At 54.5% G+C, this 23943-nt stretch carries 21 protein-coding genes; 11 read left to right on the forward strand and 10 right to left on the reverse strand.

Annotation, left to right across the window (positions count from 1 at the left end):
• Window positions 1–66 precede the first annotated feature (66 nt).
• Together METLA_RS0105540 and METLA_RS0105545 are read right to left on the reverse strand one after the other, a co-directional pair.
• Window positions 67–948: a metallophosphoesterase gene (locus tag METLA_RS0105540; protein WP_024297608.1), complete on the reverse strand. Its 882-nt coding sequence runs from the start codon at window positions 946–948 to the stop codon at window positions 67–69.
• A gap of 27 nt (window positions 949–975) precedes the next feature.
• Window positions 976–3231: a copper-transporting P-type ATPase gene (locus tag METLA_RS0105545; RefSeq protein WP_024297609.1), complete on the reverse strand. Its 2256-nt coding sequence runs from the start codon at window positions 3229–3231 to the stop codon at window positions 976–978.
• Window positions 3232–3580: 349 nt separating this feature from the next.
• Between METLA_RS0105545 and METLA_RS0105550 the strand changes: the two genes are divergently transcribed.
• The gene (locus tag METLA_RS0105550) at window positions 3581–4204 is read left to right on the forward strand and encodes a TMEM175 family protein (RefSeq protein ID WP_024297610.1); all 624 of its coding nucleotides are present in this window, start codon (window positions 3581–3583) and stop codon (window positions 4202–4204) included.
• A 55-nt stretch (window positions 4205–4259) separates the two neighbouring features.
• Here the strand turns inward: METLA_RS0105550 and METLA_RS21330 are convergent, their stop codons facing one another.
• Window positions 4260–4856: a TMEM175 family protein gene (locus METLA_RS21330; protein WP_084480074.1), complete on the reverse strand. Its 597-nt coding sequence runs from the start codon at window positions 4854–4856 to the stop codon at window positions 4260–4262.
• A 112-nt stretch (window positions 4857–4968) separates the two neighbouring features.
• On the opposite strand from METLA_RS21330, the gene METLA_RS20635 reads away from it, so the two are divergent.
• Entirely contained in the window at window positions 4969–5361 is a 393-nt protein-coding gene (locus METLA_RS20635; protein ID WP_245598737.1) for a DUF3581 family protein, read from the forward strand.
• Window positions 5362–5913: 552 nt separating this feature from the next.
• Here METLA_RS20635 and METLA_RS0105565 read toward each other — a convergent pair.
• The gene (locus METLA_RS0105565) at window positions 5914–6531 is read right to left on the reverse strand and encodes a DsbA family protein (RefSeq protein ID WP_024297612.1); all 618 of its coding nucleotides are present in this window, start codon (window positions 6529–6531) and stop codon (window positions 5914–5916) included.
• A 274-nt stretch (window positions 6532–6805) separates the two neighbouring features.
• On the opposite strand from METLA_RS0105565, the gene tnpA reads away from it, so the two are divergent.
• The 4 genes from tnpA to gstA all read left to right on the forward strand — a co-directional run bounded on the left by tnpA (window position 6806) and on the right by gstA (window position 9647).
• Window positions 6806–7093 (forward strand): IS66 family insertion sequence element accessory protein TnpA, encoded by a 288-nt coding sequence (tnpA, locus tag METLA_RS21800; RefSeq protein ID WP_024297133.1) that lies wholly within the window; start codon window positions 6806–6808, stop codon window positions 7091–7093.
• The gene (gene tnpB, locus METLA_RS0105575; RefSeq protein ID WP_024296659.1) at window positions 7081–7431 is read left to right on the forward strand and encodes an IS66 family insertion sequence element accessory protein TnpB; all 351 of its coding nucleotides are present in this window, start codon (window positions 7081–7083) and stop codon (window positions 7429–7431) included. The genes tnpA and tnpB overlap by 13 nt, the downstream gene beginning before the upstream one ends.
• A gap of 64 nt (window positions 7432–7495) precedes the next feature.
• On the forward strand, window positions 7496–9088 hold the full coding sequence (gene tnpC, locus METLA_RS0105580; protein WP_024297510.1) for an IS66 family transposase: 1593 nt from the start codon (window positions 7496–7498) through the stop codon (window positions 9086–9088).
• Between the two features lie 25 nt (window positions 9089–9113).
• A complete protein-coding gene (gene gstA / locus METLA_RS0105585) occupies window positions 9114–9647 on the forward strand; it encodes a glutathione transferase GstA (protein ID WP_024297613.1) in 534 nt (177 codons plus the stop codon).
• Window positions 9648–9848: 201 nt separating this feature from the next.
• Here gstA and METLA_RS21805 read toward each other — a convergent pair whose 3' ends face one another.
• Both METLA_RS21805 and METLA_RS0105600 read right to left on the reverse strand, forming a co-directional pair.
• A complete protein-coding gene (locus tag METLA_RS21805) occupies window positions 9849–10184 on the reverse strand; it encodes a GIY-YIG nuclease family protein (RefSeq protein WP_084480075.1) in 336 nt (111 codons plus the stop codon).
• Between the two features lie 397 nt (window positions 10185–10581).
• Window positions 10582–13818, reverse strand: coding sequence for a type I restriction endonuclease subunit R (locus METLA_RS0105600; RefSeq protein ID WP_024297615.1), 3237 nt, complete (start codon window positions 13816–13818; stop codon window positions 10582–10584).
• Between the two features lie 65 nt (window positions 13819–13883).
• Between METLA_RS0105600 and METLA_RS0105605 the strand changes: the two genes are divergently transcribed.
• Together METLA_RS0105605 and METLA_RS0105610 are read left to right on the forward strand one after the other, a co-directional pair.
• Entirely contained in the window at window positions 13884–14135 is a 252-nt protein-coding gene (locus tag METLA_RS0105605) for a type II toxin-antitoxin system Phd/YefM family antitoxin (RefSeq protein ID WP_024297616.1), read from the forward strand.
• Window positions 14132–14554, forward strand: coding sequence for a type II toxin-antitoxin system VapC family toxin (locus METLA_RS0105610; protein WP_024297617.1), 423 nt, complete (start codon window positions 14132–14134; stop codon window positions 14552–14554). Before METLA_RS0105605 ends, METLA_RS0105610 begins: the two co-directional genes overlap by 4 nt.
• A 4-nt stretch (window positions 14555–14558) precedes the next feature.
• Here the strand turns inward: METLA_RS0105610 and METLA_RS21810 are convergent, their stop codons facing one another.
• The 3 genes from METLA_RS21810 to ssb form a co-directional block, all read right to left on the reverse strand.
• Complete coding sequence (locus METLA_RS21810; RefSeq protein ID WP_084480209.1) at window positions 14559–15770, reverse strand: restriction endonuclease subunit S; 1212 nt, start codon at window positions 15768–15770, stop codon at window positions 14559–14561.
• A gap of 1 nt (window position 15771) precedes the next feature.
• On the reverse strand, window positions 15772–17838 hold the full coding sequence (locus METLA_RS0105620) for a type I restriction-modification system subunit M (RefSeq protein WP_024297619.1): 2067 nt from the start codon (window positions 17836–17838) through the stop codon (window positions 15772–15774).
• Window positions 17839–17975: 137 nt separating this feature from the next.
• Window positions 17976–18473: a single-stranded DNA-binding protein gene (ssb, locus tag METLA_RS0105625; RefSeq protein WP_024297620.1), complete on the reverse strand. Its 498-nt coding sequence runs from the start codon at window positions 18471–18473 to the stop codon at window positions 17976–17978.
• A 136-nt stretch (window positions 18474–18609) separates the two neighbouring features.
• Between ssb and dnaB the strand changes: the two genes are divergently transcribed.
• From dnaB to METLA_RS0105640, 3 genes are read left to right on the forward strand one after another with little or no spacing between them, the layout of a single operon-like run.
• Complete coding sequence (gene dnaB, locus METLA_RS0105630; RefSeq protein WP_024297621.1) at window positions 18610–20004, forward strand: replicative DNA helicase; 1395 nt, start codon at window positions 18610–18612, stop codon at window positions 20002–20004.
• A 33-nt stretch (window positions 20005–20037) separates the two neighbouring features.
• Window positions 20038–21129: an alanine racemase gene (gene alr / locus METLA_RS0105635; RefSeq protein WP_024297622.1), complete on the forward strand. Its 1092-nt coding sequence runs from the start codon at window positions 20038–20040 to the stop codon at window positions 21127–21129.
• The gene (locus tag METLA_RS0105640; protein ID WP_024297623.1) at window positions 21119–22252 is read left to right on the forward strand and encodes an aminotransferase class V-fold PLP-dependent enzyme; all 1134 of its coding nucleotides are present in this window, start codon (window positions 21119–21121) and stop codon (window positions 22250–22252) included. The genes alr and METLA_RS0105640 overlap by 11 nt, the downstream gene beginning before the upstream one ends.
• On the opposite strand, the gene METLA_RS0105645 is transcribed toward METLA_RS0105640, so the two are convergent.
• Window positions 22240–23754, reverse strand: a complete 1515-nt coding sequence (locus METLA_RS0105645; RefSeq protein ID WP_024297624.1) for a hypothetical protein — start codon at window positions 23752–23754, stop codon at window positions 22240–22242. The genes METLA_RS0105640 and METLA_RS0105645 overlap by 13 nt on opposite strands.
• Window positions 23755–23943 lie beyond the last annotated feature (189 nt).

Raw genomic sequence — 23943 nt, forward strand, 5'->3', positions numbered from 1 at the left:
GCCGGTGAATAATCCACCGCCTCACCTGAAAGGGCTGTGATTACCCTGTGACGCACACAATCTGCATCAACATCTTTTCGGCATGTTGAATAGGCTCAACTCACCCCGAACAAGATGATCTCTTCTATAAGAAGCTGAAATCCAGGAAGATGCCTGAACATCCATCAAAGTCAGCCCAAAATCGGCATCGGTATCATCATCAAAGAGTCCTGTCGATACAAAGGCGCCGGTATCCAAACAAATATGAGATAACGCTTGCCGAGGCCTCGCTGTATAAGTATGGCCGCAAAACGTGGGCGATAGATCATGCTGAAACCTGGCATGACTTTGCCTCACTAACTGACTCGACATGAGCGTTCGGCTCCACAGTAAACGTTCTGCAACGGCTGATGGAATGGCGTCTTCGCCTAACCAACGATCGATGTCACTATTGAGCCAAACGGGAGACTCCGCTGCCCGGTAACCGGGTTTGATTAAGTCGGCATGGATCACATGAAAGCGATTTTCTCCTTCACCCACCACCCAGATTAAAGGCAAATTCTCTGTCAATGAGAGGCATCGATCGAACTCTGAGGACATCCGGTGTTTTTCGGGCTGAAAATAGTATTCAACCCACTCCCCCCCATACAGCAAAAATCCAGTGTGATTACTATCTTTCAAATGCTCAAGATGACCCTGACGTCGATAGGACTGGAAAAAATCCAGCATCATAATTTCATGATTACCCTGGACTGCATAAAACCATGGCTCAGCCAACAACTCCAAACATGGTAAGGAGTCAGGTCCCCGATCAATCAAATCACCGACAGAAAACAGCCGGTCATGGACCTTATTAAAATTAACCTCGCTCAGAACACGCTGTAATAAAGCAAAGCAACCATGCAGATCCCCAACGACATAATCTTTACCGACTGAATTGTTGGATAAGCTTCGAATTGCTTTTTTCATTCGTTTTAACAGCTAGCTAAATTGCGCTTATAAATGTGCGCGTTTGAGGCGCAGGGCGTTGGCAATCACCGATACCGAGCTGAGGCTCATTGCCGTCGCGGCAATGATGGGCGACAACAGCAGGCCCCATAGTGGATAGAGCGCTCCGGCGGCGATGGGCACCCCCAAGGTATTGTATATGAAGGCAAAGAAGAGATTCTGGCGAATGTTGCGCATGGTTGCCCGGCTTAGCCGTATCGCCCGCACAATACCGCGCAGATCGCCCTTCACCAGCGTTACTCCTGCGCTTTCCATGGCCACATCGGTGCCCGTGCCCATCGCAATACCCACTTGCGCCTGGGCCAGAGCCGGCGCATCGTTGATACCGTCGCCCGCCATGGCGACTTTACGGCCTTCATTCTGCAACCGCTTAATCGTCGCCGCTTTCTGGTCGGGCAACACTTCCGCCTCGATCCGATCGATACCCAGACGGCGCGCTACCGCTTCCGCCGTGAGCCGGTTATCTCCGGTCAGCATGACGATGTCCACGCCTTCCCGGTGCAAATCAGCAATGGCTTCCGGGGTAGAAGCCTTGATCGGATCGGTCACGCCGAGTAAGCCCGCTTCCCGACCCTCTATGTCCACCAACATCACGGTCTGACCTTCCTGGCGTAGAGCTTCCGCTGTTTCGGCCAAGCTGCCAAATTGAATACCCAAATCGTCCATCAGCAACGCCGTGCCCAGCGCGACCGAATGGCCATCGACTTTACCTGTCACTCCCCGTCCAGTCAGGGATTGGAATTCTTCCACGGATACGGTCCGAATGCCACGCTGTTCCGCTCCTTTGACGATAGCCGATGCCAGGGGATGCTCGCTGCCCCGTTCCAGGCTTGAGACGAGGCGCAATAACTCCTGTTCATCCACGTCTTTCGCGGCAACCACGGAGACCAGCTGTGGCTTGCCTTCGGTCAGGGTGCCCGTTTTGTCCACCACCAGCGTATCGATTTTTTCCAGGACTTCCAGTGCCTCGGCATTCTTGATCAGGACGCCCGCCAGAGCGCCTTGTCCGGTGCCCACCATGATGGACATGGGCGTCGCGAGACCCAATGCACAGGGACAGGCGATAATGAGCACGGCCACGGCGTTGACAATGCCGTGGGACAGGCGCGGCTCCGGCCCCCAGAGGGACCAGACAATCAACGTGAGGATGGCGATAGCCACCACCGCTGGCACGAAATAGCCCGAGACGGTGTCGGCCAGTTTCTGAATAGGCGCGCGGCTGCGTTGCGCCTCGCCGACCCTATGGATGATTTGCGCCAACAGGGTATCGGACCCCACCTTTTCGGCGCGCAACAACAGGCTGCCGGTGCCGTTCACCGTGGCACCAATCAACTGATCGCCAGCTCTTTTTTCTACGGGAATCGACTCACCCGTCACCATGGACTCATCGACGGCGCTGACGCCTTCAAGAACAGTGCCGTCCACCGGAACTTTCTCGCCGGGACGCACCCGTAGCACTTGGCCTGGTAGTACCTGCTCCAAAGGCACATCGCGTTCACTACCGTCTTCCAGCACACGGCGCGCAGTCTTCGGCGCGAGTCCCAGCAGCATTTTGATCGCGGCACCCGTGCGGCTACGCGCCCGCAGCTCCAAAACCTGCCCTAACAGCACCAAGGTCGTGATGACGGCAGCCGCCTCGAAATAAACCGGCACCATGCCTGCCATGCTACGCAAGCTGTCTGGAAATAGACCGGGCCAGACGGTAGCCGCCAGACTATAGAGCCAGGCAACGCCGATCCCCAAGGCAATCAGCGTAAACATGTTGAGGCTGCGATGAATTAAGGAAGCCCATCCACGCACAAAGAACGGCCAGCCTCCCCAGAGCACCACGGGCGTGGCAAGCGCTAATTGAAGCCATTGCAGCCTTCGTGCATCCAGAAAACCGGGCATGGCGGCCGGATAAAGATCATGGCCCATGGCCAGAATGAACAATGGCAAAGATAATGCAGCGCTAACCCAAAAACGCAGCGACATGGCCTTTAGCTCGCGGTCTTCGGTTTCAACTTCGGCTGTTCGCGGTTCCAGGGCCATACCACAAACCGGGCAGTTCCCCGGTTCATCGCGCACAACCTCAGGGTGCATGGGGCAGACGTATTGGGTTCGAGATACAGCGATCGGCTCGACCATTTGTTCCAAGGACATTCCGCATTTGGGGCAACTGCCAGGCTGCAACTGACGGATTTCCGGATGCATCGGGCAGGTGTATATCGGCGATTTCAAGGCCGCTTTAACTTTTGTAGACATTTTAAGTTCTCCAACGAAAAACGACCTATTTAGCGATAGCTTGGTTTTTTATGGCTCCAAGCCTTTCGATGTCAAACTCTCAAGTTATCGCAGATAGACGTTTACCAACGATCAATGTCATATTTTTCGTAAGATTAGACACGACGCAGCCTAGAAAGCTTCATATTATGCTTTCAAATGTCCTCGCATCAACGTAGAGAGCATAAGTTCTGCCGCATTTTCCGCAAATAAGACGGCCATGAACAGTCAGTCGGTCAATCAATGGAAACTTTATAACTGTCTAAAAGGGTAGAACATCCAGATTACTGTATAACTATATCTCCGGCTTGTTACCAAGGCAAAAAACATCATGCAAAGGCACGAAGAAAAAGAGACAGGACGCATAGAAGGGTTTAGTGATCACGTCTTCGCTATAGCCATGACGCTGCTTGTGATCGAAATCAAGATACCGAGCCATGAGCTGGTTGCAGCAAAGGGGTTGGCGCAATCCTTAGCCGCGCTTTGGCCCAGCTATTTGGCGTTCTTGACCAGCTTCTTCACAATCCTTGTCATCTGGGTACACCACCACTGGATCTTCGGGTTGATCAGAAGAATTGACCATCCTTTCCTTTACTGTAATGGTCTCTTGCTGCTCTTTGTCGCATTCGTACCCTTCCCAACAGCGCTCATAGCAGAGTATTCGCTCCATCCCGACGCAAAGGTGGCCGCAAACTTGTATACAGGAACATTCCTGGCCATTTCACTCACCTTCGACATGCTATGGCGATATGCCTCGAAAAGACTACTGTCAACAAATTCAACCCGCGTAAAAAAAGACGAGGCCGCGCAAATTACTAAGCAGTATCGGTTTGGCCCCCTTCTCTATTTCGCAATCTTCGGGTTATCGTTCGTGTCTGAAACATTGAGTCTTGCTCTGTGTTTGATGCTGGCATTGCTTTTCGCACTTGGGGGCTGGCCAATCAGAAGGCAGTAAGCGATACCGCCTTTGCTTGTCTCCAGTAACAAAACCCGCCGCACTGAGTCACCGGTCATTCTTCATTCATTTCGGAATCGGACCAATGCCGGTCGAGCACAGGATGGGACAGGTAATACAACGGAATGCTCAGGAAGATTATCGTACTGAGATGCAAACTCAGGAATGAAACGGGGATGGCTATCAAGCTGATAATAATTGGGCTTACAATCATTCGTCGTGTTACCAGTCGTCGGGTGTCTTCTTCGATCTTGTGGGCGAGCAGGTGGGGATGCAAAACCGCATATCTCCAGAGAGCGATCAGAGCAAGCCCAATGACAATTTGTACACCGCCAAATAGCAGCGTAACCAATGGCTCGTCGCGATAGGCGCCTTTGAGCTCCGTGATGAACGGTAGCAGTGTGACAGGGAACAGAAAAAAAAGGTTGAGCCAAACCAGTGTTCGGCTTCCGTTCCGAAAAAAATGCATGATTGCAGCGTGTTGGACCCAATACGTGCCTGCAAGCCAGAAACTGACCGCGTAGATAAGCAGATCAAAGCCAATACGCCCCAGAAACGCAATAAGCCCTTGTTCGGAAAAGCGGTGATCGGTAGGGACGTCGATACCCAAAACCAACAGCGTGACGACGATGGCAAATACACCGTCTACCAGTGCTTTGCAGCGGTCTAGGCTGAAGGAACCGGTAGAGCCGGATGATAGAAGTTCTTAGGGTAAAACCTATTTGCAGATCGAACGTTCGGGAAGCATTAGTCGGGATTAAGCATTGATTGAAAGCTTTACTCGCGATTATGTGGCTTTCTCAGGACAAAATTTCCCCTATGTGCTGGTTCCGTTATTAGCTAAGGAAAACGTTATGTTCAGCCTCACTCGGCCGCTGGTGATTTACGAAAGCATGACCCTGTCATTTGATCATCTTGATTTTCGGCAAGCGTCCGTGGAAATGATGGAACCGAAGATGGAAGTCAGTGGCAAACGCGCTTCGGCTTATTTACACTTTCAGATCAAGACAGGCGAAAATGTGGTTGGCACTGGCTTTAAAAAACTAGCGATCAGTATACAGAATGGTTATGAATCTGAGCCGATGCAGGCATTTGTCGATGACTATCTGGCCAGGAAAAACGACTATCTGGGTAATTTGGCGGTTCTGTCGCATTAAGTCTGTCAAACTGGATTGGAAGAATCCTAAGAACTTTTTATCTTTCCGTATTTGACTCTATCGTGATCTCGGTGGCGTTTGCACAGGGATAAAAAAAAGCCGGGGGGTCCCGGCTTTGTTAAGGCATCAAGTTCTCTCGAGACTTTATGATCCATCTTACAGAGGTGGAAGTTGGTTATTTTTATTTTATCGAGTTCTCTCAAGACTTAATGATCCACCTTACCGCGGTGGAGATTGGTTATTTTTATTTTATCGGATTCAGATCGCTAAGATCTGCACTTGCGAATGGCTCTTGGTGAAGGCGAGTCCGTTTATAGTGGTTTGGTTAAAAATCGTCTATTTTCCTCTCCATGTTAAGAAGTGCATTCGATCTTAACGATCAGCCAGCTTCTTTTTGGGGCACATTAAAGCGGATATCAGCGCGAGATGAAATACGTGCGAGCACGTACGTAGGATCACGTATTCAATACCCGCAAAAGGAATAGCATTTGTCGGTACCCCTATATCACTTTGAGATAACACTGAACTAAAAAAATTATTGATGCTAATTGACTAACTTAGGCGCTTGATTTGATGAAGTACAGCCTTGACATCATTGTATTCATGTTGGATGCCGGTAAAAACCCCCTCTTTTTCCAATAATAGTGTTGGAAAACCTTTTACTTCCAGTCTGTGCGTGAATTCAATCTCTTTTAACAACGCCTCATGGACGGCTGGACTTTCCATATCCGCTGAAAAGAGTGCTCTATCCAAACCGATTTCATTGGCCAATTCAATCAGCGTGTTCCTATCGGCAGGATTTCTTGCCTCCAGATAGTATGCCTGTTGGATCGCCAGGATCATGTTCTCTTCGTATCCGGGATTTTGTCGCCTTGCGGCGATAACGGCACGACAGGCCGCATAAGTTGACCGTCGAGGAACGCATCTTTCCCAAAATTCAAAATTGAACGGCGTACCGGGAACCGTTTGTTGGATTTTTTGCCAGATACCCTTCAGCTTGGCCTGCATGTCTGTTGGCATCGCTTGCTCCGTGTCCGGAGCAAGGCCTCCCAGAACGCGTTGACTGCGCACAAGATCAGGAAGGCCCTCAACGATTTCTTGCCAGCGAGGCCTGAATGCCCAACACCAACTGCACATGGGGTCATGGAAGTAGTAAAGAGTCAGAGACATAACTGAACCTGTGCGAGTGATCGGTAATCAAAATTTTATCGCCGATGAGCCTTATAGCGTAATAAGATTATTTCTAACAAGAGGAGATGTGTAATGAAACTTTATTTTGCACCGGGTGCCTGCTCGATGGCTCCGCATATTGTGTTGCGTGAAGCAGCCTACCGTTTCGATTTGGAAAAGGTTGATCTGACCAGAAAGTAAGCGTTCAACCGTACCGCCTATAAAATAATTTTCGTCTGTTGCATCCTGTCCTTTTTTTGTCAGGAGTTTTGGCATGGCTATCACAGCGAAATGGCGTCAGCATATTGAAGCGTGGCAACGTAGCGGGCTATCACAAGCCGCGTATTGCGCCGAGCGGCAACTCAATGTCCGTACCTTCACGGCGCGTTTGAGCGACTATCGCAAATTGCCCCAGCCAGAGTCGGCAGCCTTAATACCGGTGCATGTTCAGCCGTCTGCGCCTGCCGCGATTGTCTTCACGCATGCCCAAGGTCACCGCCTGGAGTTGTCCGCTACCGTATCAGCGCGCTGGGTGGCTGAGTTGTTGCGATGCCTGGCTTGATTGCGAGTCCGGCACAGATCTGGCTGGCGGTGGCGCCGGTCGATATGCGGCGCGGCCTGGATGGCTTAACCGCAATCGTCCAGCAAAGCCTGGGGCACCCGCCTGGCTGCGGATCGGCCTTCATCTTCCGCAACCGTGCCGGCAACCGCTTGCGCCTGTTGCTGTGGGACGGCAATGGGGTTTGGCTGTGCCAGCGGCGGTTGCATCGAGGCAGTTTTGTTTGGCCCAAAGCCTCTGACCCGGTCTTTGCGCTCAGTCAGGCCCAGTGGCAGTGGCTTGTGGCTGGTGTCGATTGGCAACGGCTATCGGCACAACCGTCAACAGAATGGCGGGTGTAAGGTACGGTATTGAAACCTAGTAAAATCAAGGCGTTCAGTGGGTTTATGCAGTATAATAACGGCCATGAATCCCCTCGCCAAACTCGATCAGTTGAACCTGGAGCCTTCGGCAAAAACCGAAGTAGCCGCATTGATTCAAGCGCTGATCGAGCAGGCTGAGCGGGATGCCAAAGCCATTCAGAGCAAAGACGTCAAAATCGCCGCGCTGACCCACGAGTTGGCGTATTACAAGCGCATCCGTTTCAGCACCAAGAGCGAAGCCTTGGCCCCGCTGCAGCGGGATGTGTTCGAGGAAACCTGGAACACGGATATTTCGGCCATCGACGCGGAAGTCGAGCAACTGCAAGATGCCAGTCCTTGTACCACGGTGGTCCGCCCCAAACGCCTGCGCGCCGGCCGGCAACCGTTACCGTCTCACTTGCCGCGCATCGAACACCGCCACGAACCCGAATCCTGCACCTGCGGGCACTGCGGCCGGGAGTTGGTCAAGATCGGCGAAGATGTGACCGAGCAACTGGATGTCGAGCCGGCGAAGTTCTTCGTCCATCGCCATATCCGCCCGCAATATGCCTGCCGGAGCTGCGAGACCGTGACGGCGGCGTCGATTCCGCCGGCGGTGATCGATGGCGGTCTGGCGGCGGTCGGCTTGTTGAGCTGGGTGATGATCAGCAAATTCCAGGACCATCTGCCGCTCTACCGCTTGGAGCAGATCGCCGCCCGCGACGGCGTGATCTTGTCCCGTTCCACCCTGGCCGACTGGGTCGGACGTCTCGGCGTCGCCTTGGAACCTTTGGCGGATCGCCTGGCCTGGCATCTTCAACAACGGCCGAGTCTTCATGCCGATGAAACGCCGGTGCCGCAACTGGATCCCGGCAACGGCAAAACCAAGAAAGCCTACCTGTGGGCCTACCGCAGCAATGACCTACAACCGGGGCCCAAGATCATCGTCTTCGACTATCAAGCCGGTCGCAGCGGCCGGCATGCCGGGCAGTTTCTAGGCGATTGGCAAGGCCATCTCGTGGTCGACGACTACGCCGGCTATAAAGCCTTGTTTGCGGCCGCCCGCGCCCATCCCGAAACTCGACTTCGGCTTGAGCCATGTATCGAACTGGCGTGTTGGGCGCATGCGCGGCGGAAATTCTTCGACCTGTTCCAGGCCAGCCAGAGCCCGATTGCGCAAGAAGCCTTACAGCGCATCGCGGTGCTGTATGCGATTGAAGCCGAAGGCCAAAGCCTGAGTTCAGCGGAACGCCAACGCCTGCGTGCCGAGAAAAGCCGGCCGGCACTGGCCGGCCTGCACGACTGGCTGCAACGCACCCGAACCCACGCCGCGCCCAATACCGCGACCGCTAAAGCCATCGACTACAGCTTGAAACGCTGGATCGCTCTCACACGCTATGCTGAAACCGGCGATCTGCCAATCGACAACAACCCGATTGAAAACAGCATCCGACCTATCGCTTTGGGTAAAAAGAACTGGCTCTTTGCCGGCTCGGAACGCGCCGGAAAACGCGCGGCTGTGATTCAAACCTTGCTCGGCACGGCCAAGCTCAACGGCCTCGATCCTTTGGCCTGGCTAAAAGACACCCTCGAAAAACTGCCTACCTGGCCTAACAGCCGTATCGACGAATTACTGCCTTTCGGCAAATCACATTAAATCACGCCCCCATCAACCTCGCTATGTGGTAGGGTTGGACGCTTACACCAGAAAGCAGACCGAGAGCGGAGAGAACTACATGAACATCAATCCCAAGGGCTATGTGCCTGCACTCAGGCTCGATGATGGGGAAGTCCTGACGGAAGTGGCCGTCGTACTTCAGTATCTCGCTGATCAAAAACCTGAGTCCGGGTTAGCACCTAAACTGGGGACGAAGGAGCGCTATCGTTTAATGGAGTGGTTGAACTTCGTGTCTTCGGAGATCCACAAGCCGTTCGGTTCACTATTCAACTCCAAAATCCCGGCAGAATGGCGGGAAAATCAGTTGGAACTGCTCGGCCGGCGGTTCGACTATCTGGCAGAACAGCTCAACGGAAAGCTTTATCTTACGGGCGACCAGTTCACCGTCGCCGACGCCTATCTCTTTACCGTACTTAATTGGAGCTCCTTGCTTAAAGTCGATCTAAAGAAATGGTCAAGACTCCAGGATTACATCACACAAGTAGCGGCCAGACCATCGGTGAAAGAGGCAATGCGGGCAGAAGGGCTTTGTCGGTAAGTCCAACCGGCGTAACCCAACAGTATCAGCCCTTAAATGGTAAATGATGTGCCGTCCTTCGTTCGGAACATTCTGCGGAACTAAAAGTGACTGTGTTATTGGTCGATGGCCGCTATACAGGCACAACTTTTGCGGCCTCGGTGAAGTATTCGTCCCACCTTGAGCAAGCAGTTGAATGTTTTAAGAAGAATCCTTTCGATCTCACTCAGGAACGCCAGGTAAAAGTAAATCCGTTCGTCCTGAGCCTGTCGAAGGATGAACGGATTTACTTTTAGCCAAGCGAGAAACCTCCGCCCAATCGCCGCGTATCATGGCCTCTTTTTTTAAGCGGCTCCAGCCTTTGATTTGTCTCTCCGCCGACAACGCTTCCTCTCGGGTAGCAGTTTCCTGCGACCAAACAAACTCTACCGGAAGTCTTGTTGCTGTATATCCAGAACATTCGCCAGCTTTATATTGAGCCATTCGTCTTTCGAGGTCGTCAGTATGTCCCGTGTAGTAGCTGCCATCAGCACAACGAAGGATATAAACCCAAAACATTTTTCACCCCAATTATTTTGCATTAGCGGCCGCCATTTTCTCCGTTCATCCTTCGACAAGCTCAGGACGAACGGAGAAAATGGCTCATCCAAGTCTCTACCCACTCGAATTTAAGCTCTGAACAAGTTGATTCCGTTCGTGGTGAGCCTGTCGGACCATGAACGGAATCAACTTGTTCAACGTATAAGAGGATGCCCTCAAAGCCAACAAGGATTGCACCCAAAATGTACAACACGCAGGGCTTTTCAGCATCCATTTTATTTTTCAAACTGTCAAACTTTGCCTTTATCTTGGCTTCCCGGACATAAGCGAACATAAACCCGGAATCACATCGATAGCCGGATGCGATATTTCGAAAGGCTTCACGGGCTCATCAGCCTTACAAAAATATCCTTAACTAAGCCGCCCACTTCCTACCCTGGCTAGCATAGTCGAGCATCAGGTAGAACACGTTGTCGCACTTCTCCCGGAATAACACGCGGTCGTAGCTTTCCGGCAGATTAGTGTCCAACACCTTCTCGACGGCAGAGCGCACCTGCTTTTGGGTCTGCGTATCCTTATACCAATCCTGTACCAGCACCTTGGGTTGCTCTTCCAACAAACGATGCAATAACGACTTTGCCGCAAGCCTGACGTTCTGCGTTTCTTCCGGCGTCATCCTGTCTTTCTTCAGCAGATCGAACAGTTCCAGCTCGTCTTCCGACAGACCCTCGCGAATGTGTCGTTTATCCTCCGCGCGCAAATCTTCGGTGAATTTTATCAGGTCTTCATAATAGTTCTCGGTGGATGAGCCGCCTGAATTGTAGGTATCGATAATCTGTTGCAACCGTTGAGCAAAGTCGGTACGCGTCGCATTCTGTTGCAGCATCAGCTCAAGCTTGCGTTGCAGGAAAGCACGCAGGTCCGCGATTTCAATGTTCTTGTAAGTCGCCTGCTTGAACTCTTCGCGCAATTTATCGAAGTTGATTTTACTGAGGTCCCAGGTCTTACCCTTCTGGATGATCTGGTATTCCGCGCTGTACTGGCGCACCTTAAACGCCTCCGAGTCGTTTACTACCACACTTTCATCCAGCAATTCGGCGATTTTCAAACTGATCTTGTCGATATCTGTCTGCTCGATAAGGCTGTCTATCACCCCACGCAAATACTGGAATGCCGCCACCTCGCGCACTCGGCTCTGTTTGCCGCGCCCCATAATCTCAGGCTTGCACGCCTCATACAGCGACGAAATGGTGTTCTCATACACGTTGAAGCCCTTGCGCCATTCGTCGTTTGCCAGCAAGGCATTGGCAAAGATATTAAAGCGACCCAGTTTTTCGAATACATCGTCGCTGCCCAGAACCTCGCGCAGCGCAACCTCTTTCTCGTGGCAGAACACCAAACCCTGCTCAATCGCGTCGTCCAGTAGCCGAAACAGTTCCGCCTTTTCCTTGACTGGCGGATCAATCTCATCGCCGCCTTGCGCGTAATCCTTCAGCGCCAGCTTCATGTTGCGGAACACGTTATAGTAATCCACGATCTCGCCGTTGCGCTTCTCCACACCGTTGATCTTCCACGCCGTGACACGGTTGGCTCGGGCGATAGTCTGCATCAGAGTATGACCCTGCATTGGCTTGTCGAGATAGAGCGTCGAAAGCGTGGGCGCGTCAAAGCCCGTCAGCCACATCGCGCACACGAACACCAGTTGCAGCGGATCGTTCTCATCCTTGAAGTTGAATTCGATGTCGTGGCCGTGTCCATCCAGCTTGTTCATGCGCTCGCGGTGCGGCTTGACGTCCAGCTTCTGAGCCTTGAATTTCTTTTCCTCGTCCGCGTCTTCACTGACCACCACCGTCATTTCCACCGAGCGCATGTACTCAACGATCTGGCTCAGTCGCCTCTTCTCAATGTCGTTGGCCGATTTACTGATGCGTCCCCGTAACTCTTTAATCTCTTCCTTCCACAACCGTTGTACCTTGTCATACATCTTCACGGCGGTGAACTTGTCCACCGACACCACCAGCCCTTTGCCCAGATAGCCGCGCCGGGGAAAGTGATAGACGATGTCCCGCGCAATTTTCTCCAGCCGGTCGTCGCGCTTGATGACTTCGATCTCTTTGGCAAAACGCTTCTCCAGCTTGGCCTGCTGCGCCTCGTCCAGATTCTCGTCCTCCAGAATCCGGTAAAACTCCTCGCTCAAGCCCTCGTTCTGGTTCAGCACCTCCGGCACGCGCTTCTCGTAAAACAGCGGCACCGTCGCGCCGTCGTCCATCGACTGCTGGAAGTTGTATTCGGAAACATAACCGCCGAACCAGGCATTGGTCTTGCGCTCGCGCCCCAACAGCGGCGTGCCGGTGAACGCCAGATAGTTCGCATTGGGCAAGCCCTTGCGCATGTTCTCCGCCAGCGACTTGTATTGTGTGCGGTGCGCCTCGTCCACGATCACGATGATTTCCTTGCTCGGCGAAAGCTCGGGATATTCCCTGCCCTTGTCCCAGCGGAATTTCTGAATCAGCGTGAACACCACGCGCTTGTGCTGCCCGAGGAACTTGCGCATCTCCTCGCTGTTCTTGGGCTGCGCGGCTTCGGCCTCGCTAACCGTGCGGGTGTTCAGAAAGTTGCGGTAAATCTGCCCGTCCAGATCGTCGCGGTCGGTCACCACCACAAAAGTGAAATTGCCGGTCTGTTTGCGGAAGATTTTGCGCGCATAAAAAATCATCGAAAAACTCTTGCCCGAGCCCTGGGTGTGCCAGAACACGCCCAGCTTGCCCGCCAGCTCATCGCGCCTGAGGAATGCGTCATAAGCCCGGTTCACGCCGATGAACTGGTGGTTCTGCGCGATGACCTTCGAACTGTCCTTGTAGTAGAGAATGAAATTCTCCACGTAGTCCAGCAGCCTCTGTCTTGGCAATAAACCGTCGATCACGCCTTCCAGGCTGATGCCCTGCTCGCGGATCGCGGCGCGGTCGATCTTCTGCTTCTCATCATCCGCACGCAGCCAGTTGAAGAAATGCCCCCACTCCGCCGTGATGCTGCCCACCTTGGTCTCGATGGCGTTGGACAGCACGCAAAAGGCATTGGTCAGGAAAAGCTGCGGAATTTCCGCCTTGTAAGTCGTAAGGTTGTCGTCGTAAGCGTTGCGTAGTTTTATATTGGAATTTTTCAGCTCGATAAACACCAGCGGAATGCCGTTGACGTAGAGCAACACATCCGGGCGGCGGAAGCCGCGCTCGCCCTTGATCCAGAGCTGGGTAACAGCCAGATAGCGGTTATTTTTTGGTTCGTTGAAATCCAGCAGCAGCATATGTTCCTGCTGCCGCGCGCCCTGAGCGTCGTCGAATTCCACCGGGATGCCGTCGCGCAGCAGGCCGTAGATTTCCCGGTTTGCGGCGATCAGCGTCATCGCCTGCCGCCGGTCGAGCAACTTTTCCAGCGCACTCTCGATGGCCGCTTCCGGGATGGCCGGATTCAGGCGAATCGCGGCTTCCCGCACCCGCTCCGCCAGAATCACATCGCGCTTGTTGGCGCGGCCTGAGCCGTCGTTCAAATCTTCCGCCTTTTCCGTAAAGCAGTCGAGCACGTCGAAACCGTGCAGATGCTGGAGCTTCTGCACCAACGCCTGCTCGATCTGATCTTCGGAAATGAAATTAGGCATAGCCACCCCGCAAGCTTTGTGCTAAATTCAGCCCAGTCTGACCAGAATTATTAACGGAGGCAATCATGCACAGCGAATGGCAACTACAAGAAGCAAAGGGCAACTTCAGCCAGCTCATCAAGCGGGCGGCGAGCGGTGAAGCGCAAACGGTTACAGTGCATGGCAAGCCAACAGCGGTAGTCGTTTCGGCAGAAGAGTATGCCCGGCTCACCCGCCACCGGACCAAGCTCTCCAGCGCGCTGCTGCGCCCCGACCTCGCAGCCGAAGACCTGGACATTTCCCGCAGCACGGATCCCGGACGCGACATCGAGCTATGAGCTGGCTGCTCGATACCTGCGCAATTTCCGAATACGCCAAGAAAGCCCCAGCGACTAAAGTGATCTCCTGGCTGGACGAGCAGGACGAAGCCAGCCTGTTCATAAGCGTCATCACCCTGGGCGAGATTGAAAAAGGCATTCTCAAGCTGCGCAAAGCCGATCCGCACCGCAGCCAGAAACTTACTGCCTGGCTGGGCACGGTGGAACAACGCTTCGCCGGACGCATCCTGCCGCTGGATGCCGCAGCGCTTCACGTCTGGGCGCAAATCGCAGCCGGCGCGGAATTGGCCGGGCAACCGATGCCGGTCATGGACGGCCTGCTGATGGCCTCCGCCCAATGCCACGGCCTCACCGTGGTCACCCGCAACATGCAGGATTTCGCGCCGTATCCGCAGGTGTTTAATCCTTGGGTGATGTAACAGCTCAGGCTTCATGGGCAGCCTCCTCCATGCCGGGCGGGAACTGGATGTCGAGATTTTCGACGGAGAGTTTGCCTGAGATGAGGCGGGGAAGAAGCCTGTCTCTCATCAAGGTGAGATATTCATTTTGCCGTGTGAGAAATCGTTTCATCTCAAACTGGGTGTCTGCAACTTCCTCATACTTCTTGATGAGTTGAACGGGTGGTAAAAAGAACAGATTCGAGTAAGCTTGGCTGCGATTAAGCCCTGGAACGGCTGCATCATTGTTGATAAAGTTCATCGAACGCAGAAGAAAATAAAGAAAGCTGTTCGGCAGTTCCGACTTTACGAAATACACCGTATCAATGGGAAAGAACCCGCGTTCAGACCAATATACGCTGCCAACATTTCCCTTTCGTCCCACGATAAGTCCGGGCGTTTTTACCAGTGCTTCGTTGTGTGTGCCAACCACGCCGCTGGAACCATACACATGAAACTCACCGGGCACTCGGTCGTCATCTTTCAATGCCTTGCCATAGCAAAGTTCTAGAATTTCCCCCAACTTCTTGATCTCCCAGCCATCCGGCACACCTTTGATAACCTTCACCTTGTCATGACCGGGGAAGCGCAGGCGGACAAACCATTCGCGGTAGATTTCCTCGGCCATCTTTTCCAACAGCGCGATGCGCCGATGGTTGTTCTCGATCAAGTCATCGTAGACGGAAAGGATGGCAGCAATCTTCTGCTGAATAGGCGGAGGAGGCAGTGGAATCTTGAAGTCACCTATTTGTTTTCCGCTGATGTGCGGAACATTTACGCCCGTGACTATGGGCTGAATGTAGTCCGAAAAATAACCACTCGAAATCAAGCACCGAAGGTAGGTTTGATTGAGTCCATTCTTAGCCCTCAGCCTTGAAACACGCTGTACCAACAAAGCTCTTGGATCGTGTTTTTTAATGTATGCCCATTTCAAACCCGCAGTAACCCAAGGTCGATCCATTGCCAGTACAATATCGCCGACACGAAGCTCAAACTTGCTGAATGAATCTGCATCTACGATTGACCAGTATTTAGATGCGCTCCAATCGATAAAACCCTGCTGTACGTTCTCACCTTTAACAAGCGCAACATCCACTGGATTATCTGTGAAGCGTTCGCTCTTAAAAGCAAACCCTGGAAATATATCAGTATAGCGTCCGAGTTTGTCAACATCGAATTGTGAAATACGACTCCCCATATCACGCATTCACAATCAAGTTGAGATTTTGATTGATGACCTTTTCCAAAATTGACGATTCCGAATTCAACGCTGCAAATTGGTCATTCAAGTTGGCAAGTTCCGCGATAAATTCTTCCTCCGTCTTGCCATCCTCTTCGATCACCACACCGACGTAACGGCCTGGGTTCAGCGAATAGTCCTGCTCCTGTAAATCTGCGTGGGTAGCAAGTTTACATAGACCTGTGACATCTTCATATTCCGCCTTGGGGAAACGTTCCTGTAACCAATGGATGTGCTGGTAGAAAATTTCTGCGCTCTTCACTTCCTTGTGCAATTCTTCCAGTGCGCCCTTAAGCGCATTGGTCTTGCGGTCGGTCGTGCCGCGTTTACCTTCGGCCTTCGCCTGTTCGGCCTGTTGCTTTTCGCGCTGGCGCACGACCTTGTCCAAATGCTTCAAACCTTCATGCAACGCGGCAAAGAAAGGATCGAACGCCTCGCGCAATTGCTGCTGCGCCTTGTTCTTCTTGTCCACGGCCATTTCATCCGCGTACTTTTCTTGATATTGCGCGTAGCGGGTCTTAAGTTTTACCAGCCCCGCCCATTGCTGCACCAGTTCGCCAACGGCCTGCTTGCCAGCAGCATCGTCAAGCACTTCGAGCAGTTGCGCGGAGACGGGTTCGACGTTGGTTTTGTTCTCGACCAGGCGCTGCATGCCAGCCGCAAAATAGCGGTCTATGAGCTGGACGAATTTCTCGCGCCGCCCCTTGTGCAACTGGCTGATGATGGCGATGTTCTGGATATGTTCTTCGCTGAATTCGCGGTGGGCGCGGTCTATCTGGGTATAGATGTTGCGCGCGTCGATGAACAGGATTTTGTCGTCGGTCTTGGCTTTGTCGAAGAACCACAGTGTGGCCGGGAGCGTGACGGTGTAGAACATGTTCGAGGGCAGCGTCAGCATGCCGTAGATCAGGTTTTGCTCGATCAGCGTCTGGCGGATGTCGGCTTCGGAGTGGCGCGCGTCGGATGCGGAATTCGCCATGACCAGCGCGGCGCGGCCTTGCGCTTTGAGCGAAGTGGCGAACAGGTTGATCCAGAGGTAGTTACCGTTGGGCACGGTTTCCTTGCCCTCGTCGGCTTTCTTCACTTTCGACTTGTTGCGCGGGATGCCGTAGGTGTTGAAGCGCTTGTCCTTCTCCACGCTGGACAGGCTCACGTCGTCGACGTTGAACGGGGGATTGGCGAGCACGTAATCGAATGCGCCAAAACTCTGGTACGGGTCTTCATAGTAGGTGTTGGCCTGCTTGATTTCGCCGCGCAGGCCGTTGACCGCGAGGTTCATCTTGGCGAGGTTGACGGTGTCGCGCGTTTTTTCCTGGCCGCAGACATACACGCCGCTCTCCGAGCCTTTCAGTTCCTTGCGGTGTTCGGAGATGAACTGGGCGGACTGCACAAACATTCCGCCGGAACCGCAAGCGGGGTCAAACACTTTGCCTCCGTGCGGCTCGATGATCTCGACCATCAGGCGCACCACGGAGCGCGGCGTGAAAAATTCGCCGCCTTTCTGGCCTTCGCTGCGGGCGAATTCGGATAGGAAGTATTCGTAAATCTGCCCGAACAAGTCGCCGGTGGCATCGGCGGGTATGTCGGCGAAGGTGCGCAGCAGCGATTGCGGCAGGGTCTTGTCGGTGCGGGTCAGCGCGGCATATTCGTCCTTGGGCAGCACGCCTTCGAGTTCGGGCTTGTATTCCTCAATGAGCTTCATCGCATTCTTGAGCGCCTTGGCGATGTCTTTTTCTTCCGGGAGATTCAGCAGGTAGTCGTAACGCGCATGGTCGGGCAAATAGAAGCCGCATTTCTCGATGGCGATTTCCGAAACCGGCTTCTCGCGGCGGGAGCCTTTAAGTTCCTGGTATTCGGCAATTATTTCCGCCTCATGGCGGCGATAGTTATTGTCGGCAAACTTGAGGAAGATCAGCCCCAGCACCGGGGTCGAGTATTCGCTGGATTTTAGGTCGGAGTTCGCGCGCAGCTTGTCTGCCGCGCTCCACAAATCGGCTTCAAGCTTTTTGAGTTGGTCTTTGTTCATGAATTCCGTATATTTTATTTGTCCGGATCGAGCGATAAAACTGCTGTTGAATTATTTCAATAATCGATGCTTCATATAAAATAAGGGAAGACTCCCTTTTCCCTTATTTATCTTATAGCATTAGTCTCAGGTATCCTCTAGAACGGAATGTCGTCGTCAAAATCATCGTAATTAGATGGAGACGGAGACGGCGGCATCGAGCCCGAAGACGTCGGCGCATCCGATCTTGCTGCTGGAGCCGACGGCCGGCTCGAAGACGCATAACCCGATTGCGGTTGATCGCCGCCAAAGCTGGCGGTGCCGCCACTGCGGCTATCTAACATATGCATTTCTTCCGCGACGATTTCGGTCGTGTAACGGTCTTGTCCGTCCTGTCCTTGCCACTTCTGGGTCCGGATGCGGCCTTCAACATAGACCTGACTGCCTTTTTTCAGATATTCGCTCGCAATTTCGGCGAGACGGCTAAAAAACACCACGCGGTGCCATTCGGTCTCTTCCTTGCGTTCATTCGTCTGTTTATCCCGCCATCTTCGGCTGGTGGCCAGGCGAATGGTCGTGACCTGACCGCCGCTCGGCAGGAAGCGAACTTCAGGATCGACCCCCAACCTTCCTATCAACATAACTTTATTCAGCATCTTTTACTCCCAATGAATTTTCCCAATGCGGCTGACAGCGCACCGGGTTACCTCGAATTTTGATAAAATAACAGTATATCAAATCAAGGGCGCTTGCCCTTCATAATCATCACCGACTCTTTTATCTTCCGACTAGATGCCTGACAGCCTTAGCTTTCCGCGCGATTACGCGCATGATTCTTTAAAAGTTCCGCCCAATTCCATCCAGGCCGAGCAATCGGTGCTGGGCGGTCTGATGCTGGACAATCAGACCTGGGACTCGGTCGCGGACAAGGTCACCGCCGACGATTTTTACCGCAAGGACCACCGACTGATTTTCAGAACGATCGAGAATCTGGCCGACAAACAGATTCCTTTCGATGTCGTCACGATTTCGGAAGCCTTGGAATCCATCGGCGAACTCGACAATGCCGGCGGCCTGGCTTATTTGGGCATGCTCGCGAAGGACACGCCGAGCGCCGCGAACATCGTCAGCTATGCGAATATCGTCCGCGACCGCTCGGTGTTACGACAACTGATTCACATCGGCACCGACATTTCGGACTCCGCCTTTAATACCGAAGGCCGCGATACCGCCGAACTGCTAGAAAACGCCGAACGCGAAGTGTTCAGGATCGCCGAACAGCGGCAAAAGGGACAAAGCGGCTTCCAGCCGATCAAATCGCTGCTCGCCAAGGCGGTCGATCGGATCGAGGTGATGTTCGCGCAGGAAGGATCGATCACCGGCGCGAGCACCGGATTCACCGAACTCGACCGCCTGACCTCCGGCCTGCAACCGGCCGATTTGATCATCGTCGCGGGCAGGCCTTCCATGGGAAAAACGACTATAGCGATGAACATGGCCGAGAATGTCGCGATCAAGAGCCGGATGCCGGTCGCGGTATTCAGTATGGAAATGCCGGGCGATGCCCTGGCAATGCGGATGATGTCGTCCTTGGGCCGCATCGACCAGCACAAGGTCAGGTCCGGCAAGCTCGAAGACGACGACTGGCCGCGGCTGACGTCCGCGATGAGCCTGCTGGCCGAGACCAAGCTATTCATCGACGACACCCCCGCGCTGACGCCGACCGAAGTGCGTTCGCGGGCGCGACGACTGGTGCGCGAGCACGGCCCGCTCGGGTTGGTCGTGCTCGACTACCTGCAACTGATGCAGTCGCCAAGCAGCGGCGACAACCGCGTACAGCAGATCTCGGACATTTCGCGCGGTTTGAAAGCGCTCGCCAAGGAGCTGAATGTGCCGGTGATCGCTTTGTCGCAGTTGAACCGTAATCTCGAACAGCGGCCGAACAAGCGGCCGGTAATGTCGGACCTGCGCGAATCGGGCGCGATCGAGCAGGACGCCGACTTGATCATGTTCGTGTATCGCGACGAAGTCTATAACGAGGACAGCCCGGACAAAGGCATCGCCGAACTGATCATCGGCAAGCAGCGTAATGGCCCTTTGGGCACCGTGCGCCTGACCTTCCTCGGCCAGTTTACCCGTTTCGAGAATTACGCAGGCAGCCAGTATGACCAGGACTTTTATGAATAGCCTCACGCATCTTCCGACAGGGAGCGCCGCCCGATGACGCCCGCCGCCTATGCTGTACTGAATACCGAGGCGGTCACGCATAACCTGTCCGTCGTCAGGCGCCACGCGCCCGCCGCGAAAATCATGGCGGTGATCAAGGCCAACGGCTACGGCCACGGCTTGCTGCGCATCGCCGACGCGCTGGCCGGCGTCGATGCGTTCGCGGTAGCAAGAGGCGATGAAGGAATCAGGCTGCGGAAAGCCGGCTTCACTCAGCCGGTCACGGTGCTCGAAGGTTTCCGGAGCGGCGAGGATCTGGACGCATTTTTGCAGCAGGGCCTCGACACGATCGTACATTCTTATCAGCAGCTCGAAATCCTCGAAGCTCGCGAGGAAACCGAAAAACTCGGCGTCTGGCTCAAGATCGACACCGGCATGAACCGGCTCGGTTTTCGCCCGGCCGATGTCGCCGGCGCCTATCAACGCCTGCGGCAATGCCGGATCATTTCAGGCCCGATCCGCTTCATGACGCATCTGGCCAATGCGGACGACAAGGCGGACCCGAAAACGCCGCAGCAGATCGCCTTGTTCAACGACACGCTCGAAAACTTCCCAGGCGAGCGCAGCATCGCGAACTCGGCCGGCGTTCTGGGCTGGCAGGAAGCCTTGGCCGACTGGGTGCGGCCCGGCGTGATGCTCTACGGCATCTCGCCGTTTCCTGAGCTGACCGGCAGGGAGCTCGGCCTCAAGCCGGTGATGGGCCTGTATTCGCAGTTGATCGCGGTGAAGCCTGTGCACCAGGGCGAGACGGTCGGCTACAGCGGCACCTGGCGCTGTCCCGAAGAGACGCTCCTTGGCGTGGTCGCGGTCGGTTACGGCGACGGTTATCCGCGCTATGCGAAAGCCGGCACGCCGGTGCTGGTGAACGGCCGCCGCGTGCCGCTGATCGGCCGGGTGTCGATGGACATGATCACGGTCGATCTGGCCTCGCAGCCGGACGCGAAACCGGGCGACCCGGTCACCTTATGGAACGAGGCGTTGCCGGTCGAGGAAATCGCGCACTGTGCGGACACGATCCCTTATACGCTGGTGTGCGGAATTACCCAGCGCGTGCAAATCATCGAACGAGAAAGCGATGCCCAATAAACATCCCGAATTTCCCTTAGCCGAAGACCTGATTTATTTGAATCATGCCGCGGTCGCGCCCTGGCCTGAAAGAACGCGCCGGGCGGTGGCCGAGTTTGCCGAGCAAAATTGCACCTACGGCGCGGCGTTTTATCCGGACTGGCTCAAAAAGGAATCGCTGCTGCGCGCACAGCTCAAGGCATTGATCAATGCGCCAAGCCCGGACGACATCGCGCTGGTCAAGAATACCTCGGAGGCGCTGTCTTTCGTCGCCTATGGCCTGGACTGGCGGACCGGCGACAACATCGTGACCAGCAACGAAGAATTTCCGTCGAACCGCCTGCCCTGGGAATCGCTCGCCGCACAGGGCGTCGAACTGCGCCAGGCCGATCTCCATGCCGCCGCAACGCCGGAAGACGCGTTGTTTGCGCTGGTCGACCGTAATACGCGTCTGCTGACGATCAGTTCGATACAGTTCGCGACCGGCCTCAGGCTCGACATCGAACGGATCGGCGCCTTCTGCAAGCAGCGCCGCATCCTGTTCTGTGTCGATGCGATTCAAAGCATCGGCGCGGTGCGTTTCGACGTGCAGGCCTGCCAGGCCGATTTCGTGATGGCCGACGGCCATAAATGGATGTTCGGCCCGGAAGGGCTCGGCGTTTTCTATACGACGCCGGAAGCCCGGGACAGGCTCAAGCTGACCCAGTTCGGCTGGCATATGATGAAGGACACGCACAACTACGAGAACAAACCCTGGGAAATGCATCCGGGCGCCCGCCGCTTCGAATGCGGCAGCCCGAACATGCTCGGGATTCATGCCTTATCGGCCAGCCTGTCGCTGCTGCTCGACACCGGCATGGAGACGGTCGAAGCCGCGCTGTTCGAAAGGATCGATTACCTCCGGCAGCGCATCGAACAGCATGCCGAACTGGAACTGCTTTCTCCTACCCCGTCGCAGTTGAAGTCCGGCATCGTAGTGTTCCGGCATAAAAAGATTCCGAACCCGGCGCTTTATCCGTATCTGATGCAGCAAAAGGTGATCTGCGCGCTACGCGGCGCCGGCATCCGTTTTTCGCCGCATTTTTATAACGGCCTGGAGCAGATCGACCGGGCGTTCGCGATCATCGATCATTATCCGGCCTGAGCCGCCTTTTCCGCGCCCTGCAAACCATGCATCCGGTTCGGCGTTCGTTGCAGTGAAGCCTTATATTCTTTCAAAGCCTGCTTCGGCTTCCGCATATCCAGCAGCAAATCGCCCAACAGTTCGCGGGCCGGGATGATCGCTCCAGGCGTGACATTGTCCTTTTCGGTGGCATCCTCCAAATCCGCCGAGGCGCGCATCAGCCGTTCCGCTTCTTGATCCTGCTTGTCTGCGTGCGCCATCCAGGCCGCGACCGCCAGACGCTGAATCTCGATCTGATCGGCCGTATAGGCGTTGTGTGCGGCTTTGGCCGCATTCCGCAGCGCCTCCAACCGCTGTAGGCTGGTCCGCGCCGTTGCCGGATCGCCGCTCCGGGCCGCGCCCAGGCCTTTCGCAAAATGCGTGATCGCCTCGCACCAGCCGAATTTTTCCCATGGAAAGGCCAGAGGACGAATGCCCAATTGGGCCGCTTCGGACCATGCCTGGCGTTCGATCGCATAGCGCGCCGGAATCGCGGCCAGCGCATAAGCGGAAGTCGTATTCTCGGGATGTGGTTTTTGGATCGCCGCCGCTTCCCGCCAAATCGCCTCCGCCTTGTCACGCTGGCCCGATTGCAGATAGACATAGAGCAGATAATCCATGTAATGCAGTTGCTGATCCCAGACTTTGCCTGGAAAATTGTCCCGCGCATAGTCCGTCGCGGCACGGTACGCGGCCAGATTCGAATCGGCCGCATCCTGCCAAAGCCCCAGACGGATGAAGATATGCGAAGGCATGTGCAGCGCATGCGGAACCGCCGGCGCAATGCGCGCATAGGAGCGCGCGGCAGCCAGCCCCAAGGAGGCGAGTTCCGGATTGTCGCTCGCGTGGATGATATAATGTGCGACGCCGGGATGATTCCGCACCGCATCCAGCACTTTCTGCAACAGCGCCAGCGCTTGTTTCTGCTTCGCATAGGTCTTATCCTGCGGCGAGGCGGTCGAAATCAAGGCGAGCGCATAAAACACGTTCGCTTCGAGGTCGTCCGGAAACCGGGCCTGCACCTTCGCCATCGCCTGTTCGTAAGCGAGCTTTCTTTTGCCATAGTTGGCCTCTTCGCCCCGATATAAGACACCCACCGCAGCCAGATAAAGCTGTTCGCGTTCGGTCTTGACGGCCAGCGCTTTCGCTTTTTGCAAGGCCGCCCGCCCTTCCCGCAGTTCGTCTTCGGTCGGCGGCGTGGCCCATAACTGCCGGTACAGGCTCATCGCGACACCCCAGTAAGCCATCGCGCACTCGGGATCGGACTCGGCAATCCGACGAAAGGTCTTGTTGGCCTCGTCATACCAGAACGAATGCAGCATCGCGACCGCTTGGTTGAACTCGCCGCGCGTCTCAAGAGCGCAGGATACCGGAAAGTCGGTAGAGCCGAGTTTTTCCTGTCCGACGGAGTCAAGATGATGAGCGCCCACGGCCGCTACGGGAGTCGAGGCCAGTAATACCAGCAAAAATAACAAGGTTTTCATGATTGCCCTCCGAATTTTTTTAAAAGGAAATTTGTCTACCTTAATATCGTATTGCAACATATACCTTGACAATACAATAGAGGAAGCTCATACTACCGCCAGCTTGAAAAGAAGATTTACCCTCTGTTTACCATTTCGATGTCTCTCCTGTAGCTGCTCGTCCTGTTTTTCATTAAGTAATTTACAACT

Origin of the sequence: Methylomicrobium lacus LW14 (assembly GCF_000527095.1) — a bacterium.
Classification (GTDB): domain Bacteria; phylum Pseudomonadota; class Gammaproteobacteria; order Methylococcales; family Methylomonadaceae; genus Methylomicrobium; species Methylomicrobium lacus.

Coding starts and splice junctions, on each gene's coding strand:
- METLA_RS0105540 (WP_024297608.1), bottom strand. CDS start 948: ATGAAAAAAGCAATTCGAAGCTTATCCAACAATTCAGTCGGTAAAGAT.
- METLA_RS0105545 (WP_024297609.1), bottom strand. CDS start 3,231: ATGTCTACAAAAGTTAAAGCGGCCTTGAAATCGCCGATATACACCTGC.
- METLA_RS0105550 (WP_024297610.1), top strand. CDS start 3,581: ATGCAAAGGCACGAAGAAAAAGAGACAGGACGCATAGAAGGGTTTAGT.
- METLA_RS0105565 (WP_024297612.1), bottom strand. CDS start 6,531: ATGTCTCTGACTCTTTACTACTTCCATGACCCCATGTGCAGTTGGTGT.
- tnpA (WP_024297133.1), top strand. CDS start 6,806: ATGGCTATCACAGCGAAATGGCGTCAGCATATTGAAGCGTGGCAACGT.
- tnpB (WP_024296659.1), top strand. CDS start 7,081: ATGCCTGGCTTGATTGCGAGTCCGGCACAGATCTGGCTGGCGGTGGCG.
- tnpC (WP_024297510.1), top strand. CDS start 7,496: ATGAATCCCCTCGCCAAACTCGATCAGTTGAACCTGGAGCCTTCGGCA.
- METLA_RS21805 (WP_084480075.1), bottom strand. CDS start 10,184: ATGTTTTGGGTTTATATCCTTCGTTGTGCTGATGGCAGCTACTACACG.
- METLA_RS0105600 (WP_024297615.1), bottom strand. CDS start 13,818: ATGCCTAATTTCATTTCCGAAGATCAGATCGAGCAGGCGTTGGTGCAG.
- METLA_RS0105605 (WP_024297616.1), top strand. CDS start 13,884: ATGCACAGCGAATGGCAACTACAAGAAGCAAAGGGCAACTTCAGCCAG.
- METLA_RS0105610 (WP_024297617.1), top strand. CDS start 14,132: ATGAGCTGGCTGCTCGATACCTGCGCAATTTCCGAATACGCCAAGAAA.
- METLA_RS21810 (WP_084480209.1), bottom strand. CDS start 15,770: ATGGGGAGTCGTATTTCACAATTCGATGTTGACAAACTCGGACGCTAT.
- METLA_RS0105620 (WP_024297619.1), bottom strand. CDS start 17,838: ATGAACAAAGACCAACTCAAAAAGCTTGAAGCCGATTTGTGGAGCGCG.
- ssb (WP_024297620.1), bottom strand. CDS start 18,473: ATGCTGAATAAAGTTATGTTGATAGGAAGGTTGGGGGTCGATCCTGAA.
- dnaB (WP_024297621.1), top strand. CDS start 18,610: ATGCCTGACAGCCTTAGCTTTCCGCGCGATTACGCGCATGATTCTTTA.
- alr (WP_024297622.1), top strand. CDS start 20,038: ATGACGCCCGCCGCCTATGCTGTACTGAATACCGAGGCGGTCACGCAT.
- METLA_RS0105640 (WP_024297623.1), top strand. CDS start 21,119: ATGCCCAATAAACATCCCGAATTTCCCTTAGCCGAAGACCTGATTTAT.
- METLA_RS0105645 (WP_024297624.1), bottom strand. CDS start 23,754: ATGAAAACCTTGTTATTTTTGCTGGTATTACTGGCCTCGACTCCCGTA.